Origin of the sequence: Sphingomonas sp. LaA6.9 (assembly GCF_022601895.1) — a bacterium.
Taxonomy (GTDB): Bacteria; Pseudomonadota; Alphaproteobacteria; order Sphingomonadales; family Sphingomonadaceae; genus Sphingobium_A.
The window spans coordinates 47,467-60,531 of record NZ_JAKVIO010000004.1; the positions used below are offsets into that span (position 1 = coordinate 47,467).

At 64.3% G+C, this 13,065-nt stretch carries 24 protein-coding genes; 12 read left to right on the forward strand and 12 right to left on the reverse strand.

Translation table 11 applies throughout. The features are described from left to right. Positions 1–5: 5 nt before the first annotated feature. On the reverse strand, positions 6–869 hold the full coding sequence (locus MKI88_RS03310; RefSeq protein ID WP_241629534.1) for an endonuclease/exonuclease/phosphatase family protein: 864 nt from the start codon (positions 867–869) through the stop codon (positions 6–8). Between the two features lie 332 nt (positions 870–1,201). On the opposite strand from MKI88_RS03310, the gene MKI88_RS21375 reads away from it, so the two are divergent. The 4 genes from MKI88_RS21375 to MKI88_RS03325 all read left to right on the forward strand — a co-directional run bounded on the left by MKI88_RS21375 (position 1,202) and on the right by MKI88_RS03325 (position 2,729). Then, positions 1,202–1,336, forward strand: a complete 135-nt coding sequence (locus tag MKI88_RS21375; protein WP_281063700.1) for a hypothetical protein — start codon at positions 1,202–1,204, stop codon at positions 1,334–1,336. A gap of 45 nt (positions 1,337–1,381) precedes the next feature. Continuing rightward, a complete protein-coding gene (locus MKI88_RS03315; RefSeq protein WP_241629535.1) occupies positions 1,382–1,570 on the forward strand; it encodes a PspC domain-containing protein in 189 nt (62 codons plus the stop codon). A gap of 190 nt (positions 1,571–1,760) precedes the next feature. Further along, entirely contained in the window at positions 1,761–2,294 is a 534-nt protein-coding gene (locus MKI88_RS03320; RefSeq protein WP_241629536.1) for a peroxiredoxin, read from the forward strand. Between the two features lie 111 nt (positions 2,295–2,405). Next, positions 2,406–2,729: a PilZ domain-containing protein gene (locus MKI88_RS03325; RefSeq protein ID WP_241629537.1), complete on the forward strand. Its 324-nt coding sequence runs from the start codon at positions 2,406–2,408 to the stop codon at positions 2,727–2,729. A gap of 40 nt (positions 2,730–2,769) precedes the next feature. Here MKI88_RS03325 and MKI88_RS03330 read toward each other — a convergent pair whose 3' ends face one another. Then, positions 2,770–3,519 (reverse strand): DUF72 domain-containing protein, encoded by a 750-nt coding sequence (locus MKI88_RS03330; protein WP_241629538.1) that lies wholly within the window; start codon positions 3,517–3,519, stop codon positions 2,770–2,772. Next, positions 3,506–3,961, reverse strand: a complete 456-nt coding sequence (locus MKI88_RS03335; RefSeq protein ID WP_241629652.1) for a gamma-glutamylcyclotransferase — start codon at positions 3,959–3,961, stop codon at positions 3,506–3,508. The genes MKI88_RS03330 and MKI88_RS03335 overlap by 14 nt, the downstream gene beginning before the upstream one ends. Before the next feature lie 168 nt (positions 3,962–4,129). Between MKI88_RS03335 and MKI88_RS03340 the strand changes: the two genes are divergently transcribed. Next, on the forward strand, positions 4,130–4,402 hold the full coding sequence (locus MKI88_RS03340) for a DUF4242 domain-containing protein (protein WP_241629539.1): 273 nt from the start codon (positions 4,130–4,132) through the stop codon (positions 4,400–4,402). A 22-nt stretch (positions 4,403–4,424) separates the two neighbouring features. Here MKI88_RS03340 and MKI88_RS03345 read toward each other — a convergent pair whose 3' ends face one another. Then, positions 4,425–4,778, reverse strand: coding sequence for a DUF1428 domain-containing protein (locus MKI88_RS03345; RefSeq protein WP_241629540.1), 354 nt, complete (start codon positions 4,776–4,778; stop codon positions 4,425–4,427). A gap of 129 nt (positions 4,779–4,907) precedes the next feature. Between MKI88_RS03345 and MKI88_RS03350 the strand changes: the two genes are divergently transcribed. Genes MKI88_RS03350 through MKI88_RS03360 form a run of 3 tightly spaced genes read left to right on the forward strand, consistent with a single transcriptional unit; the run spans position 4,908 to position 6,052 of the window. After that, complete coding sequence (locus MKI88_RS03350) at positions 4,908–5,219, forward strand: alkylphosphonate utilization protein (RefSeq protein ID WP_241629541.1); 312 nt, start codon at positions 4,908–4,910, stop codon at positions 5,217–5,219. Positions 5,220–5,229: 10 nt separating this feature from the next. After that, complete coding sequence (locus MKI88_RS03355; protein WP_241629542.1) at positions 5,230–5,601, forward strand: hypothetical protein; 372 nt, start codon at positions 5,230–5,232, stop codon at positions 5,599–5,601. 19 nt (positions 5,602–5,620) lie between these two features. Beyond that, entirely contained in the window at positions 5,621–6,052 is a 432-nt protein-coding gene (locus MKI88_RS03360) for a cupin domain-containing protein (RefSeq protein WP_241629543.1), read from the forward strand. 13 nt (positions 6,053–6,065) lie between these two features. Here the strand turns inward: MKI88_RS03360 and MKI88_RS03365 are convergent, their stop codons facing one another. Next, the gene (locus MKI88_RS03365) at positions 6,066–6,251 is read right to left on the reverse strand and encodes a hypothetical protein (protein WP_241629544.1); all 186 of its coding nucleotides are present in this window, start codon (positions 6,249–6,251) and stop codon (positions 6,066–6,068) included. After that, on the reverse strand, positions 6,248–6,649 hold the full coding sequence (locus MKI88_RS03370) for a hypothetical protein (RefSeq protein WP_241629545.1): 402 nt from the start codon (positions 6,647–6,649) through the stop codon (positions 6,248–6,250). The genes MKI88_RS03365 and MKI88_RS03370 overlap by 4 nt, the downstream gene beginning before the upstream one ends. Positions 6,650–6,997: 348 nt before the next feature. On the opposite strand from MKI88_RS03370, the gene MKI88_RS03375 reads away from it, so the two are divergent. Further along, entirely contained in the window at positions 6,998–8,437 is a 1,440-nt protein-coding gene (locus MKI88_RS03375; protein ID WP_241629546.1) for a S41 family peptidase, read from the forward strand. Positions 8,438–8,441: 4 nt separating this feature from the next. On the opposite strand, the gene MKI88_RS03380 is transcribed toward MKI88_RS03375, so the two are convergent. Continuing rightward, on the reverse strand, positions 8,442–8,915 hold the full coding sequence (locus tag MKI88_RS03380) for a nuclear transport factor 2 family protein (RefSeq protein ID WP_241629547.1): 474 nt from the start codon (positions 8,913–8,915) through the stop codon (positions 8,442–8,444). Positions 8,916–9,131: 216 nt separating this feature from the next. Here MKI88_RS03380 and MKI88_RS03385 point away from each other — a divergent pair, with 216 nt between their 5' ends. Together MKI88_RS03385 and MKI88_RS03390 are read left to right on the forward strand one after the other, a co-directional pair. Next, positions 9,132–9,746: a DUF4440 domain-containing protein gene (locus MKI88_RS03385; protein ID WP_241629548.1), complete on the forward strand. Its 615-nt coding sequence runs from the start codon at positions 9,132–9,134 to the stop codon at positions 9,744–9,746. Positions 9,747–9,883: 137 nt separating this feature from the next. After that, entirely contained in the window at positions 9,884–10,159 is a 276-nt protein-coding gene (locus tag MKI88_RS03390) for a hypothetical protein (protein ID WP_241629549.1), read from the forward strand. Positions 10,160–10,349: 190 nt separating this feature from the next. Here the strand turns inward: MKI88_RS03390 and MKI88_RS03395 are convergent, their stop codons facing one another. Continuing rightward, entirely contained in the window at positions 10,350–10,757 is a 408-nt protein-coding gene (locus tag MKI88_RS03395; protein ID WP_241629550.1) for a MerR family DNA-binding protein, read from the reverse strand. Positions 10,758–11,084: 327 nt separating this feature from the next. Here MKI88_RS03395 and MKI88_RS21380 point away from each other — a divergent pair, with 327 nt between their 5' ends. After that, on the forward strand, positions 11,085–11,213 hold the full coding sequence (locus MKI88_RS21380; protein ID WP_281063701.1) for a hypothetical protein: 129 nt from the start codon (positions 11,085–11,087) through the stop codon (positions 11,211–11,213). Positions 11,214–11,325: 112 nt separating this feature from the next. Here the strand turns inward: MKI88_RS21380 and MKI88_RS03400 are convergent, their stop codons facing one another. From MKI88_RS03400 to MKI88_RS03415, 4 genes are all read right to left on the reverse strand, one after another. After that, positions 11,326–11,676, reverse strand: a complete 351-nt coding sequence (locus tag MKI88_RS03400) for a hypothetical protein (protein WP_241629551.1) — start codon at positions 11,674–11,676, stop codon at positions 11,326–11,328. 151 nt (positions 11,677–11,827) lie between these two features. After that, a complete protein-coding gene (locus MKI88_RS03405; protein ID WP_241629552.1) occupies positions 11,828–12,229 on the reverse strand; it encodes a VOC family protein in 402 nt (133 codons plus the stop codon). Positions 12,230–12,561: 332 nt separating this feature from the next. Then, positions 12,562–12,822 carry a DUF2442 domain-containing protein gene (locus tag MKI88_RS03410; RefSeq protein ID WP_241629553.1) on the reverse strand — a complete coding sequence of 87 codons (261 nt, stop codon included), beginning with the start codon at positions 12,820–12,822 and terminating at the stop codon, positions 12,562–12,564. Beyond that, the gene (locus MKI88_RS03415; protein WP_241629554.1) at positions 12,806–13,039 is read right to left on the reverse strand and encodes a DUF4160 domain-containing protein; all 234 of its coding nucleotides are present in this window, start codon (positions 13,037–13,039) and stop codon (positions 12,806–12,808) included. Before MKI88_RS03415 ends, MKI88_RS03410 begins: the two co-directional genes overlap by 17 nt. Positions 13,040–13,065: the final 26 nt, after the last annotated feature.

Genomic DNA, 13,065 nt, shown 5'->3' on the forward strand with positions numbered 1-13,065 from the left:
CCGGATCAGCGCGCCTCCGGCCAGGCGAGGTCTGCCACAACGGGAAAATGGTCGGAGGTCTGGAGCGCGCCGCGATGGTCTGTGACCGTGCTCAGCCGCCGTGCCTGGAGCCCGCGTGACAGGATCCAGTCGATCCGGCGGTCGGCCTTGCCCGTATAATTATGGAAGGTGTTTTCGGGTCCGGCGCGCTCGGGTGCCGCAACGAACGCATCGGCCATCGTTGCCGTGAGCGCCGCATGCGCCGCGCTGTCAGGCGTCGTGTTGAAATCCCCCGTCAGCACCACGGGCACATCGGCGGGCAGCGCCGCGAGCCGTTCCGCGATCATCTGTGCGGCCTTGAGCCGGGCGGGCTCATCCTCGGCGCGATAGGGAAAGTGCGTGTTGTAGAGATAGAAACGCCGGCGATCGGCCTTGGTCTCGAACAACGCCCAAGTGACCATGCGAGGATAGAGATGGCCCCAGGTGATGCTCCCCGGCACCGTCGGCGTATCCGACAGCCAGAAGTTGCCGAAGTCGATCAGGTCCAGCCGGTCGCGCCGGTAGAAGATGCCCATATGCTCATCGGCATGGCCGCCGCGGCGATCGATCCCCACCCAGTTGTAGAGCGGGAGTCGCGCGACCAGATCATCGCCCTGCCGCTTGTGAAGCTCCTGCGTCCCGATCACGTCGGGCGCGATCTTGCGGATCGTATCGGCGGCCAGATCGCGTCGATTTTCCCACTGGTTCGCACCATCCTGCGCAACGGGCAGGCGAACGTTGAACGACATGACGCGGATCGCCGTGTCGCCCGAACTTGACTTGGCGGCAGCAGGGCCGACCGCAAGGAACGCACAACAAAGCAGGGCCGGAATCACACGCCGCACAAACATATAAACTCATACCTCCAGAATTTCCGTGAAAGGCATCCCCGGGTGCGGGCGCTTCATTCACGGCATGGGCAAACACGCCGTATCCCATCGAATGAAGGCCGTCGATATGGACATCTGCCGGATCGATCTGAAAATCTCGAGATCGGCACCGTTGCGAAAGCCCGACACAGCGCCTGACGCACTAACGGTGAATTTCACCACTAGTTGGTATTTTTTTCACATCTTATTTACAAGAAACCACAGTTTTTGGCGTAATAATGGAATTGGCACGCTTTCTGCAACCTCCGGTTCATCTCCGTTCGATGGTCGAATGGAAGATACAGGGAGTAAGAATGATGACTGCCAAGTTTGAAAATCTGCAGCGTGCGACCCTTTCGGTCCTTGGTGCGCTGCTGCTCGCCACGGTCTTCGTCGGCACCGCCGTCGTTCCCGCCGAAGCCGTCACCGCCACCCAGCCGGCCGCCTGATCGGCCGGCTCGGGCCTTCAGGTCAAACAACAGGGAATTATTGAAATGTCCGTTCCTTATGCGCTCGACAAGGCCAATGCGAAGATCATGGGTGTGTGCGCCGGCTTTGCGCGCTCCAGCGGCATCGACGTCATGATCGTCCGTATCGCGCTGGTGCTCGCCACGATCTTCGCGCTCGGTCCCGTCGCAGTGCTGATTTATCTGCTGGTCGGCTGGATCGCCAGCGAGGGCTGACCAAATGCCGTCTCCGGGGGGGACGGTGGATCAGGCAGCGACCTGTCACGCGGATCCACGCGCAGGAAATGCCCCTCAACTATTTGAATGGCACCCGATTCAGGCTCGCAGGTAAAGCGCATGGCGCTTCCACTTCAGCCGATCAGGCTCTAGATTGGGCGCGATAAAACCCCACCGAGGATCGTCGCCCATGAGAATCGTGATACCCGCGCTTGTCGCCCTTGCCGCCGCCACATCCTGGCCGGCCGCTGCAGCGCTGCCCGTCGGGGCAAAAGCGCCCGCGATCAACACCCAGGCGTCGCTTGCCGGAAAACCCTTCGCCTTCAACCTGGCGAGCGCGCTCAAAAAGGGCCCGGTCGTGCTCTATTTTTATCCCGCCGCCTTTACCCAGGGGTGCACGATCGAGGCGCATGAGTTCGCAGAAGCCACCGACGAATTCCGCAAGGCAGGCGCAACCGTGATCGGGATTTCGGCCGACAATATCGAAACGCTCAACCGCTTTTCGCGCGAGGCATGTCGCGACAAGTTCGCGGTGGCCGCGGCGAGCCCGGCGACGATCAAGGCCTATGACGTCGTTTTTGACAAGCGCCCCAACCTGTCCAACCGCACTTCCTATGTGATCACGCCCGACGGCAAGATCGCCTATGTCCATTCGGACCTGTCGCCACAGCTTCACGTCAAGAACACGCTCGCAGCGGTGCGCGCCTGGAAGGCCAAACAGTAGCGACATCTGTCGAAAGGTCCGGCGGCAGCGCGATTCACCATGGGCGCTAACGCTTCCTAAACCAGGATCGGTGCATGAAGAATGCGCGATCGGAGGGGTCGGAGGATGCCCATGATGATGCCGTCAACTGCCGCACGTGACGCCCGCGGTGTTCAGCGCGTCAACGTCAGGACCCATGCCAGCGTGCGTGAACAATCGACGCACCGTTTGACCGCCGACCTGCTGGACCTTTCAGTCACCGGATTTCGCCTTTCCTCCACGAGCACGATGTCGGTTGGCGCGCGGATATTCGTCACGCTGCCAGAGCTGGGCGGCCTCGAATCGGTTGTCGAATGGCGCGACGGCGACATTTACGGCTGTTCGTTCGTCCGCCCGCTGCACCCCTCGGTGCGCGACCATCTGGCCGACCGCTATCCCGGCCCTTCCGCAATCTGAGACGCGTACACAGCCGGTTTAACGCGCGCCAGCGCGCCGCCTAACCCGCCAGCCTCGCAATCAGCGCCTCCGCCGCGGCCGGCGCGCGGACCTTGGCGCCGTTGATCATGAAAATGAATACGTCGCGCCCGCCCGCGGCCCATTGCCGCGCTTCCTGCGCCCAGTGATCAATCGCCGCTGCGTCATAGCCCGTCGGCTCATCCTCGCGCGCATCCTGCAGCCGCGCATAGGTGAAGCTTCCGGTCTGATCGGCAATCGTGGGATAGCCGGGCTTGTCAGCGAAAACCACGGCCGCATCCGCGTCACGCGCCATCGCGAGAAACACCGGATCGACAAAGCTTTCATGACGCACCTCGAGCGCGTGGCGCAGCGCAACGCCGTCGCGCTCCGCGGGCAGGAGTTTCAGGAACGCCGCAAAATCCTCCTGTTCAAAGCGCTTTGTATGCATGAACTGCCACAATATCGGCCCCAGCTTGTCACCCAGCTCGGTCAGACCCTGCCCGACAAAGCGCTCGATCGCCTCACCCGCCTCGCCCAGCACCTTGCGGTTGGTGCAATAGCGCGACGCCTTGACGGTGAAGACGAACCCGTCGGGCGCAGCCGCCGCCCATTTGCGGAAGCTTTCTGGCTTCTGCAGGCTGTAGAATGTGCTGTTGATCTCGATCGCGCCGAGCCGTTCGGCAGCGTGCGCCAGTTCGCGCGCATGCGGCAGGCCCTGGGGGTAGAAGGTGCCGCGCCACGGCTCATAGGTCCAGCCGCCAATGCCTATGCGGATCTTATCGCGCGCCATGTCCTCTCCTTCGCGCCATGCTGCGTGGCCTCGCTCCATTCTGATCCACATGCATCGCGATCAGCCAGTCACCGCCATCGATCGCGCGCAGCCCCTTAAGCGGGCGGTTCCAGACATAGGCTTGCGCATCGTAAACGGTACGATCGTGCGTCACCCGCACTTCGATCCTGGCATATTCATGAGGCAAGGGATCGTCGGCGCCGCAGCCCTCATAGACGTCGAGCCAGCCAAGGCTCGCGGGATCCCGCAACCGGAATAGATCACCGGTGACCACACCCTCAGCGGATGGCACGACAGCCGGATAATCGCTTACAGCATAGAGGCGCCCGGCCATAGTCGCCGGGCCGATCCATTCCGCTTCACTGGCAAGTCGCTGCGCCATGGCATTGACGCTGCCGCGGCGCAGCGTCCCGTAGACGAACAGCAACGCCGGCTCGCACACGGTCAACGCAACCCCGTGGTTAGAACGGTCAGGCGGGGATGGGTCATGCGCTTCGGCTCCGGCTGCGGAGCGCTGCATATCATGCGATCAACGCACCGGCATAGGAGCACGTGCGCCAGACGGCCATTGATGCTAGTATCGCGTCCGAAACGACAAGGAAGCCCGCTTATGCCCCGCTATCTCGTCGAGCGCAGCTTTCCGGACGGTCTGCAACTGCCCGCCACCGCCGAGGGCGCCGAAGCCGCAGCGGGCGTGATCGCGCGCAACGCCGAGCGCGGTGTCACCTGGGTGGACAGCTATGTGACGCCCGACAAACGCAAGACCTTCTGCATCTACGACGCGCCTGACGAAGCCGCGATCCGCGACAGCGCAATCGCCAATGGCGTCCCTGTCGACGCGATCCACGAGGTCCGCGTGCTCGATCCCTATTTCCACCACTGAAGCGACTGGCACGCTGCGTCGATCAGAGGTCGAGGAAGGATTCGAAGCCGCCGAAGATCATGCGCTTTCCATCGAAGGGCGCGCTTTCCATGTCGGTCTTGAGCCGTTCGTCGGCCATGACTTTCTTCATCACCTCGTCGCGGACCGCGCGCGAGGGATAGGTGATCCACGAGAAGACCGTGGTCTCCCCATCCTTTTGCTGAACCGCGCGCGGGAACGAAGTCAGTTCGCCATAAGGGACATCGTCGGCAAGGCATTCGACATAGCTCGTTGCGCCATGTTCCATCCAGACATCGCCCGCGGTCTTCGCCAGCTTCTTGTAATCCTCGATCTTGTTGGTCGGCACCGCGAGCACGAAACCATCGACATAGGCCATTGCTCTCTCCTGTTACCGGCATCGAAGCCTTGCCCGCATCAATGCGCGAAGCGCGGCGCGGTTGCATTGCAGACTGGCTCTTGTCGACAGCGCGTGCCAATGCGGTCGTTCACTGAAGGAGCGAGCACGATGAGCGGCGATGAGGATTTCGTCTATGACGAAGCGACGGGCGAATGGATCAGTGCAAGCGAGGCGGCCGCGAAGGCTTCAGCGAGCGATGAGGACGTCGTCGAGGTGCGCGATGCGGTTGGCAACATCCTGGCTGATGGCGACCAGGTGACGCTGATCAAGGATCTCGTCGTCAAGGGCGCAGGCCAGACGCTCAAGCGCGGAACGCTGATCAAGTCGATCCGGCTGACGGGCGATCCGCAGGAGATCGACTGCCGTTTCGAAGGTATCAAGGGCCTTGTCCTTCGCGCCGAATTCGTCAAGAAGCGCTGAAGACGTCCAGATGCCGGTCAGGCATATCCAGTGGGGCATCGCGGCGGTTTTCTTCGTGCTCGGCGGCTGGGCGCTGCTGGCGCCGCAGAACGTGATCAACCTGACGTTCCTGCCGCAATATCGGACGGGAACACCGATCCTTGCCTTCACCGTCGCCTGCTTCGGCGCGCAGGCGATGATCTCGGGCCTGTTCGCCGCGTTCAGCCGCTTCACGCGCGCGACCTTCCTCGCCTATGGCATCGCCCTCATTCCCTTCTTCGTCTTCAATGCATGGTTCACCTTCGTAGACCCCGTATTCACATGGGTCGGCCTGCTCGACGCCGTGGGCAATGTCATCATGCTAGGGCTGTGTGTGCTCGGCTGGCGACGCGCGGCGGAGTGAGGGTGTAAAGGCGAACGGGATGGATGATGCACGCGCACTGATCGATCGGCTCGGCCTGCAACCGCATCCGGAAGGCGGCTGGTATCGTGAGACCTGGCGTGCCGAAGCCCCCTTCGGGACGCGCGCCGCAGGGACCGCGATCCTGTTCCTGCTCGAGGCGGGTCAGCGTTCGCACTGGCACCGCGTCGATGCGGAAGAACTCTGGTTCTGGCATGCCGGCGCGCCGCTGACGCTGGCGATCGCGCCTGCCGATTCAGGGCCCGTCTCCGCGCTTCGCCTCGGCCCCGATGTAATGCGCGATGAAAACCCGCAGGCGCGCGTACCGACGGGCCAGTGGCAGGCGGCTCAGGCCGATGGCGGCTGGACGCTGGTGAGCTGCGTCGTCGTTCCCGGCTTCGAGTTCAGCGGCTTCAGGCTCGCACCCAGGAGTTGGGAGCCCGGTCAGGCCTGACCGGGCAGGCCTCTCACAAGAGCCGGAACTGGCCATCGTCATCCTCCACTTCCTCGTCGAAGTGCAAGCGCCAGCGTGCCAGAATTTCATGTTGGGCGCGGCCCACCAGCGAGTGGATCAGCACGAACTCTTCCGCCTTCCAGGATACCGGTTCGATGTTCCTGCCAAAGGGTTTTCCGTCGCGATAGAACAGCGTCATGTGAGGACTGAGCCGATAGCCTTCGCGCACCGGCAGTTCCGCCTGCGCCCGGCCGCGGCGATGGCCTGCCCCGCCTTTTTCCGCCCCTTGAGTGTGCGGCGCGAGCGCAGCGCAACCGAGGTGGCGCTTCCCTTGATCTGATCCAGCTCCACAATGCAGGGCGCAGCCGCCACCGTGTCTCCCGCCGCGATCAAACGGGCGGCGATGTCGCGGGGAAAGACCTCGAAATCGTCGAGGATGTCCATCGTGACGTGCAACCGATCGGGATCGACGTTCGCCCCTTCGCGCCCGATCCAGATGGCCGACTGGGCAACCTGCCGCGCCACCGTGGGGGGCGGCAATATCGCGAAGAACGGGCGGTGGCAAAGAACCGGGCGACGCGCGGCATTCTGGAACATGGCAACCTCAGACTAGAAAACATGTTCCTATTTTGTTCTCTTTTGCGATGTGAGTCGAGCCCCGCAGAATGGCCAGCACAAAAGAGTCAGCTGTCGTCGGGGCGTGGTGCCGCCGCCCTGCGGAGCGCCTTCGAAATTACCGATGTTGACGACCGGGCCAGCGGCGTGCCGTCGCCAGTGTCGCTCTTTCGCGCGCTCCGGAAAAGACGGCATGCTGCGACGGTTGCCAACCTGCTGATATTTCTGCATTCATGCCGGTGACGGTTTATGGCGGGGGCTGCCGATCGTCATCGAGGGCGTGCGACGGCCGATCCGGCCGCGCGGCAGCGAAGATTAGCGGGGGCGGGAATGAAACGACGGGGGATTGGGGCGGCGCTTGGCGTGCTCGCCATGCTGTCGGGCTGCGGCGGGGGCAGCAACGAAAATGGCGGGGGCACGATCGTCGATGTTCCGGCAGCCACGCCTACCCCGACACCGACGCCCGCATCCTGCTCGCTGCGATCGCGCCAGGACTGGGCGGCGGGGCAGTTGCAGGAATGGTATCTGTTCGGCGAGACGCTGCCCGCATTCCTCGACCCCAGTCCTTATGCATCGGTCGATTCCTATATCGACGCGCTGACCGCGACGGCGCGCGCGCAGGGCCGTGACCGCTATTTCACCTATCTGACCTCGATTGCCGAGGAGAACGCCTATTACCAGTCGGGCTCGAGCGCGGGCTTCGGCTTTCGTCTGATCTACGATACCCAGGCGCGGCGCGTGTTCGTCGCCGAAACCTTCGAGGGCACGCCCGCGCTGTCCGCCGGGGTCGATCGCGGCGCCGAGATCGTCGCAGTCGGCACGAGCACGGCCGACCTGCGCGCCGTATCCGACATCATGGCGACGAGCGGCGCGCAGGGCGTCGTCGACGCTCTTGGCCCTTCGACCACGGGAACGGCGCGCGTGCTGCGCGTGGCCGACGGAGCGGGCACGCGCACGGTGACGCTCACCAAGACCGACTATAGCCTGACCCCGGTTTCAACGCGGTATGGCGCGCGGATCCTCGACGATGGCGGGCGCAAGGTGGGCTATGTCAACCTGCGTACCTTCATCAACACGGCGGACCCAGCGCTCCGCGAGGCGTTTCTGGGCTTCCGCAATGCGGGCGTGACCGAGATCATCGTCGACCTGCGCTACAATGGCGGCGGGCTCGTCGCGATCGGCGAGCTGCTCGGCGACCTGATGGGCGCGAACCGCTTTGCGTCCGACATATTCTCCTACACCACCTTCCGTCCCCAGAAGTCCTCGGAGAACGAGGTGCGGAACTTCATGGCCCAGCCGCAATCGGTGGCGCCGACGCGTGTCGCCTTTATCGGAACCGGCGGGACGGCGTCGGCGAGCGAGCTCGTGATCAACGCCTTCATCCCCTATCTGCGCGCCAATGCAGCGCTGATCGGCACCAACACCTATGGCAAGCCGGTCGGGCAGATCGCGATCGATCGCACCGCCTGCGACGACCGGCTGCGCATCGTCGCCTTTGCGGTCGAGAATGCCGCGCGCAACGCCAGCTACTTCAATGGCCTGGCAGGTTCGATGGACGCCACCTGCCGTGCGCCCGACGACCTGACGCGCCCGCTCGGCGATCCGCAGGAAGCTTCGATCCGGCAGGCGCTCGACTTTCTCGCGGGGCGGAGCTGCACGCCCATCGCGACCGGACAGGCCGCGCGCGCACTGACCGCAGCTGCCGAGCGCGAGCTGCTCAGTCCGCTGCGTCCCGACGTCACCCAGCGCGAGACCCCCGGCGCCTTCTAGCCGCTTATGACGATGCGGGTTGCGGGGCGGGCGCAACCGCAGGCGTTGCAGGATCGAGGATCAGCCCCGTCGTCCGCGCAAAAGCGAGCGAATCGAACATTTCGAGCAGCCGCACCGCCTTGCCGTCACGGAAGCGCCAGATATCGACCTTGGGGGTCTCGACCTCCTCGCCGCTCGGCCGGTAACGCCAGTGGCAGCTGCCGATCCACACCACGGTGTCGCCGTCGCCGACGACCTGCTCGGTGGGAAAGCCGATCATCTCCCAGTCCTGCGCGAGCGCATCGAAATAGACGCGTGCGGCATCGATCCCCACATTGGCCCCGGCGATCGGACTGGGCGTGTCGGGCGCCATCACGGTATACATCTCGATGTCCGGAGCCATCATATCAAGGAAGAGATCGGCGGTGGCGCCCCTGGATTCATGCCAGCGCGCATAGGCGTGGCGGACCTGTTCGGCGGCGGAGGGCAATGTGGCCATCGAGTCGCTCCTTTGCTGAGCGGGCGACTATAGCACGGCCGGCGCCGACACGGTCCGGCCCGGCCCGCCTGCCGGCCCTGCGAATGCGCATTGCAAGTTGCGGGCAGAGGTCTAAGCATCGCGGGGTTGCGTTGCGTCCCATGCAATCGGGCTGCGGCACGCGAGGCTTGTGAAACCCCTGGCGTGCGGCGCGGCCGTTGATCGAGGGATAGACTCATGACCCCCATCATCGCACTGAACCGTGGTTCCCTGGCCGGCATCATATTGCTCGCCGCCGCATGCTCCCCTTCCGCCAGCGACAATGCCGCAAATGGCACCGCCGCGACACCCCTGACCGAAGCCGAAGCGGCAGCCGCGATCGACAAGGTCGAGGCGACATTCACCTCGGGCAATGCGCAGACGATCATGGCCAACTACGCGCCCGGCGCGGTGTTCTTCGATCCGATGGTCACCGAACCCACCGATGATCGCGCGACCGCGACCAAATGGACCGAGGGCTTCGTCGCGATGAAGCCCACCGCCTTCTCGCCCGGCACGCGCCGGATCCAGGTGCTCGACGCCGATACCTTCATCTCGTCGGGGGTCGGCACGATGGACGCGACCGTCGACAACCGCCCGACCAGGCTGTCGATGCGCTATACCGACGTGTACCAGAAGCAGTCCGACGGGAGCTGGCAGGTGGTGCACGAGCATCTGTCGGTACCGCCCAAGGGCGAGACCGCGCCCGCGCCATCGGCGGAAGCGGCCGCCGGGGCCAAGCCGTCGGCGGAGGCAGCGGCTCCGGCCAAACCGCCGGCGGAGGGCGCTGCGCCGGGCAACACCAGCGAATAGCTACGCCACTGAACGGTCATGCGGGGCCGGAAACCGTGTCCGCGGTATTTCGGCCCCCGGACCTTGCCATCCGCCGTCACCGTGCCACTTTGCGGTCACGGCCCGGCCACGGGCAGCATGGCAAACGGGACACCGGCATGAGCAAGGACGACGCGGTCAAACAGGCGGCAGAACGCGTTCTGCAGCTTGAGGCGGAACTCGAGGCCGAGGGCGATGCCCGTACCGGCGGCGACGAACTCGCCTTTGCGCGCGCGGCGCTGCACGAATGGGTGGAAAGCGTGGTCGCAGTGGTCGCCTCGCCGGGCGTTGGCCGGGTAACGCTCATCCACAGCAATGGCCGCGAATCCCGGATCGCCTCGCCCGACTTGCCCTTCCTGCTCTCGAGACCCGCGTCGTTCGAAAAGCAGGGCTAGCGGCCCAAAGTTCACAAAGGTCAGCCCTGCACGTAAAATCCCCTCACTCACCGCGGCGAAACAGATCGATTTTCTCGAACAGGGCGCGAGCGCGCAGCCAATGGTTCAAAGAGCCTGATCCGCGCACCATGACAGCGGCCCCGCATGTAGGACAGCGGACTCGGGCGAGGGGGCAAGCGGGTACCCGCGGTCAGACCGGATCGAACGCCTTGAGGATCGGGCACGGGCCCTTCTTGCCGCTCGCGCACTCGGTGGCGAGGCGGGCGAGCGCGGCGCGCGCCTGTTCGAGCTCGGCGATCTTCGCGTCGAGCGCGACGATCCGTTCGGCGGCGAGGCTGCGCGCGCGTGCGCGGTCCTCGGTCGCGTCGAGCGCGAGCAGTTCAGCAATCTCCTCGAGCGTGAAACCCGCGCCCTGCGCGCTGCGGATGAAGCGCAGCCGGCGCAGCGCGTCGTCGGCATAGCGCCTGATCCCGCCCGACAGGCCCGATCCGCCGCCCCGCTCGGGCGTGTCGAGTAGCCCGCGCCGCTGATAATAGCGCACCGTCTCGACCCCCACGCCGCCCGCGCGCGCCAGCCCCGATATCGTCATCGATTTCATCGCTTGACTCCGTACCATGGTACAGAGCGCATATAGGTCGAGCCCGCTCCCGGGCAAGAAGGAGAAATGCGATGAACAGCGAGAAAACCCCGAACGTCGCCCCCGAAAAGTCGGGCGGCTGCCGCTGCAATCCCTGCACCTGCAAGAACTGCCAGTGCTGAAGGAACGGGCCGCATCCGCAAGGGTGCGGCCCATTTTTCACGGATGCCGGCGACGGGATGGCTTGCGCGGATTTCCAGAGATCGCCTTCACCGAATAGGTAGCGCATCTTTGCGCCAAAGCGCCTAGGCTCTCCACGGGCGCTCCGCCCGCTTTAAGGAAAAGATCATGGCGAAGAGCCAGAAACGATCGAACCGCGAAATCCGAAAACCCAAGGCCGAAAAGGCGAAGAAGACCAACGCATCCAACCCGACGCTGAAACCCGGCGGGCTGGGGATCGTAACGCTGAACACCTGATCGGGGAGGGGCGGGCGCAGGCCGGCCCCGTCACGCACAGGGGATGAAGGGCCCGCAAAAGGCGAGGCATCAGGCAGCGATGGTGGTGAGCGGTGGCAGGCGGCGCGCTGCGCTAGCCCCAGCTAAATCCGGTGACCATGCCCTGACGCGTCTTGCACTTGAAGGTCTTCTTGCTCGTCTTGCTCTTGCCCTTGGAATCGGTCTTCACGACATCGACATCCGCGCGGACCGTGACCACGCCGTCGCTCTCCTTGTCGGTATCCTTCACATCGCGGAGGAAGATGTCGCTCGCGCCGATCGACTTGCCGCGCGATTTCGCCTCGGCAAGGCAGGTCTCGGTGGCGGCATTGCGCGCGTCGGGCTTGGCCGCAGCCGCCGGCTGATCCGGGGAGGCCCCGCTCTGCGCCAGCGCCGCGGGCGCCAGCCAGATGAATGCGGTGCCAAGTATCGCTCGAGTGCGCATAAGCCTGCCCTCCATTTCAAAAGACGAACCGGTCTGCAGCGCATGATGCATGCCCTGACGAAGCGCACTATCGGGGAATACCCTGAAAGCGTGCCGGGGACTGCACGCACGCCATGCGCGGGGCGGGATGCCAGTGTGAGAGGGTGACGCGCTACGGCGCAGCGTACTGAACGAGATCCCAGAGATTACCGTAGAGATCTGCGAAAACGGCGACGGTGCCATAGGCCGCCTCTGCCGGGGGCCGGACGAAGACCACGCCCTTCTCCTTCATCGCGCGATAGTCGCGCCAGAAATCTTCGGTTTGCAGGAACAGGAAGACGCGCCCGCCCGCCTGGTTGCCGATGAACTCTCTCTGCTCGGGGGTGGCGGCGCGGGCGAGGAGGATGGTGGTGGCGCCGCGCGGCGCTCCGGGCGGGGCGATGACGACCCAGCGCTTGTCCTGCTCTGGCTGATAGGTGTCTTCTACCAGCGTGAAGCCGAGGTTCGTGGTGAACCACGCAATGGCTTCGTCATAGTCGCGGACGACAAGGGCTATGTGGGCGAGTTGGGGCATACGCCTAGATACTTTGGGCGGTAGAAATGGCACTCTACACAAGTCGCTATTGAACTAGCCACCCGCCACCGCCCGGTATTTCGCCGATCCACTCCGGCGCGAAGGGCGAGGTGCAGCCCGCCGACGTCGGATAGTCAGGTAAATCGCGTCTGGTCGTTCTTTGAACTTTGCGCAATTTTAGCCATGTTTTCTTCAGCGGCGGCTTGGCTGGCTGCGGTGCTCAACCCTCCACCATGTTGCGCATGGTCCCCCTCCCCGAAGCTGCGCTTCAGGGAGGAACTGGTGGCGCCGAAAAAACACCGGCTGGGTCTGGCGGCGAAGGCGTGCAGGCCTCACGCCACCTTTGGAGCCGGCGCGCCTCGCAATAATCCCTCGGTGCTCAAATCCTCGTCAATATCCGGCCAGTGGATGCCATAGCCGCCGCCCGCCATTTCCCAATGCGCGCGCTGTTCGGGCGTGGCGGCGAGGAGGCGCGGGAACCAGGCGAGAGGGGCGGCGATGGTGCGGCCATCCATGAGATCGACGATCAGGCTGTGCGCATCGCAGCGGACATCGGCGACGCGTTCGTCGGTGATCCTAACCGAAATATTCATGCCATGCCTCCAACAGCATCACCCGATGTTCCGCGACCAGCGCCAATATGCCATCGATCTCGGGCGGGCGAAAGCCGCTGGCTTTGGCGAAGGCGACGGGATCGAGCCATGCCTTCAGCGTGGCGCCAGCCTTATCGACATGGATATGCGGCGGCTCATTTGGTTCGTGGCTGTAGAAATAGAACCGATATCCGTTCAGGCGAAGAATCGTCGGCATAAAATGCTCCCCCGGGGTATTTGCAT

Excerpts from the sequence above, each read along its gene's own strand:
- MKI88_RS03340 (WP_241629539.1), top strand. The coding sequence starts at position 4,130 with ATGCCCCGCTATCTCGTCGAGCGCAGCTTTCCGGACGGTCTGCAACTG.
- MKI88_RS03370 (WP_241629545.1), bottom strand. The coding sequence starts at position 6,649 with ATGTTCCAGAATGCCGCGCGTCGCCCGGTTCTTTGCCACCGCCCGTTC.
- MKI88_RS03405 (WP_241629552.1), bottom strand. The coding sequence starts at position 12,229 with ATGCCCCAACTCGCCCACATAGCCCTTGTCGTCCGCGACTATGACGAA.
- MKI88_RS03415 (WP_241629554.1), bottom strand. The coding sequence starts at position 13,039 with ATGCCGACGATTCTTCGCCTGAACGGATATCGGTTCTATTTCTACAGC.
- MKI88_RS03410 (WP_241629553.1), bottom strand. The coding sequence starts at position 12,822 with ATGAATATTTCGGTTAGGATCACCGACGAACGCGTCGCCGATGTCCGC.
- MKI88_RS03330 (WP_241629538.1), bottom strand. The coding sequence starts at position 3,519 with ATGGCGCGCGATAAGATCCGCATAGGCATTGGCGGCTGGACCTATGAG.
- MKI88_RS03310 (WP_241629534.1), bottom strand. The coding sequence starts at position 869 with ATGTTTGTGCGGCGTGTGATTCCGGCCCTGCTTTGTTGTGCGTTCCTT.
- MKI88_RS03320 (WP_241629536.1), top strand. The coding sequence starts at position 1,761 with ATGAGAATCGTGATACCCGCGCTTGTCGCCCTTGCCGCCGCCACATCC.
- MKI88_RS03345 (WP_241629540.1), bottom strand. The coding sequence starts at position 4,778 with ATGGCCTATGTCGATGGTTTCGTGCTCGCGGTGCCGACCAACAAGATC.
- MKI88_RS21380 (WP_281063701.1), top strand. The coding sequence starts at position 11,085 with ATGGCGAAGAGCCAGAAACGATCGAACCGCGAAATCCGAAAACCCAAG.
- MKI88_RS03315 (WP_241629535.1), top strand. The coding sequence starts at position 1,382 with ATGTCCGTTCCTTATGCGCTCGACAAGGCCAATGCGAAGATCATGGGT.
- MKI88_RS03385 (WP_241629548.1), top strand. The coding sequence starts at position 9,132 with ATGACCCCCATCATCGCACTGAACCGTGGTTCCCTGGCCGGCATCATA.
- MKI88_RS03400 (WP_241629551.1), bottom strand. The coding sequence starts at position 11,676 with ATGCGCACTCGAGCGATACTTGGCACCGCATTCATCTGGCTGGCGCCC.
- MKI88_RS03365 (WP_241629544.1), bottom strand. The coding sequence starts at position 6,251 with ATGACGCTGTTCTATCGCGACGGAAAACCCTTTGGCAGGAACATCGAA.
- MKI88_RS03380 (WP_241629547.1), bottom strand. The coding sequence starts at position 8,915 with ATGGCCACATTGCCCTCCGCCGCCGAACAGGTCCGCCACGCCTATGCG.
- MKI88_RS03375 (WP_241629546.1), top strand. The coding sequence starts at position 6,998 with ATGAAACGACGGGGGATTGGGGCGGCGCTTGGCGTGCTCGCCATGCTG.
- MKI88_RS03355 (WP_241629542.1), top strand. The coding sequence starts at position 5,230 with ATGCCGGTCAGGCATATCCAGTGGGGCATCGCGGCGGTTTTCTTCGTG.
- MKI88_RS03350 (WP_241629541.1), top strand. The coding sequence starts at position 4,908 with ATGAGCGGCGATGAGGATTTCGTCTATGACGAAGCGACGGGCGAATGG.
- MKI88_RS03360 (WP_241629543.1), top strand. The coding sequence starts at position 5,621 with ATGGATGATGCACGCGCACTGATCGATCGGCTCGGCCTGCAACCGCAT.
- MKI88_RS03325 (WP_241629537.1), top strand. The coding sequence starts at position 2,406 with ATGATGATGCCGTCAACTGCCGCACGTGACGCCCGCGGTGTTCAGCGC.
- MKI88_RS21375 (WP_281063700.1), top strand. The coding sequence starts at position 1,202 with ATGATGACTGCCAAGTTTGAAAATCTGCAGCGTGCGACCCTTTCGGTC.
- MKI88_RS03395 (WP_241629550.1), bottom strand. The coding sequence starts at position 10,757 with ATGAAATCGATGACGATATCGGGGCTGGCGCGCGCGGGCGGCGTGGGG.
- MKI88_RS03390 (WP_241629549.1), top strand. The coding sequence starts at position 9,884 with ATGAGCAAGGACGACGCGGTCAAACAGGCGGCAGAACGCGTTCTGCAG.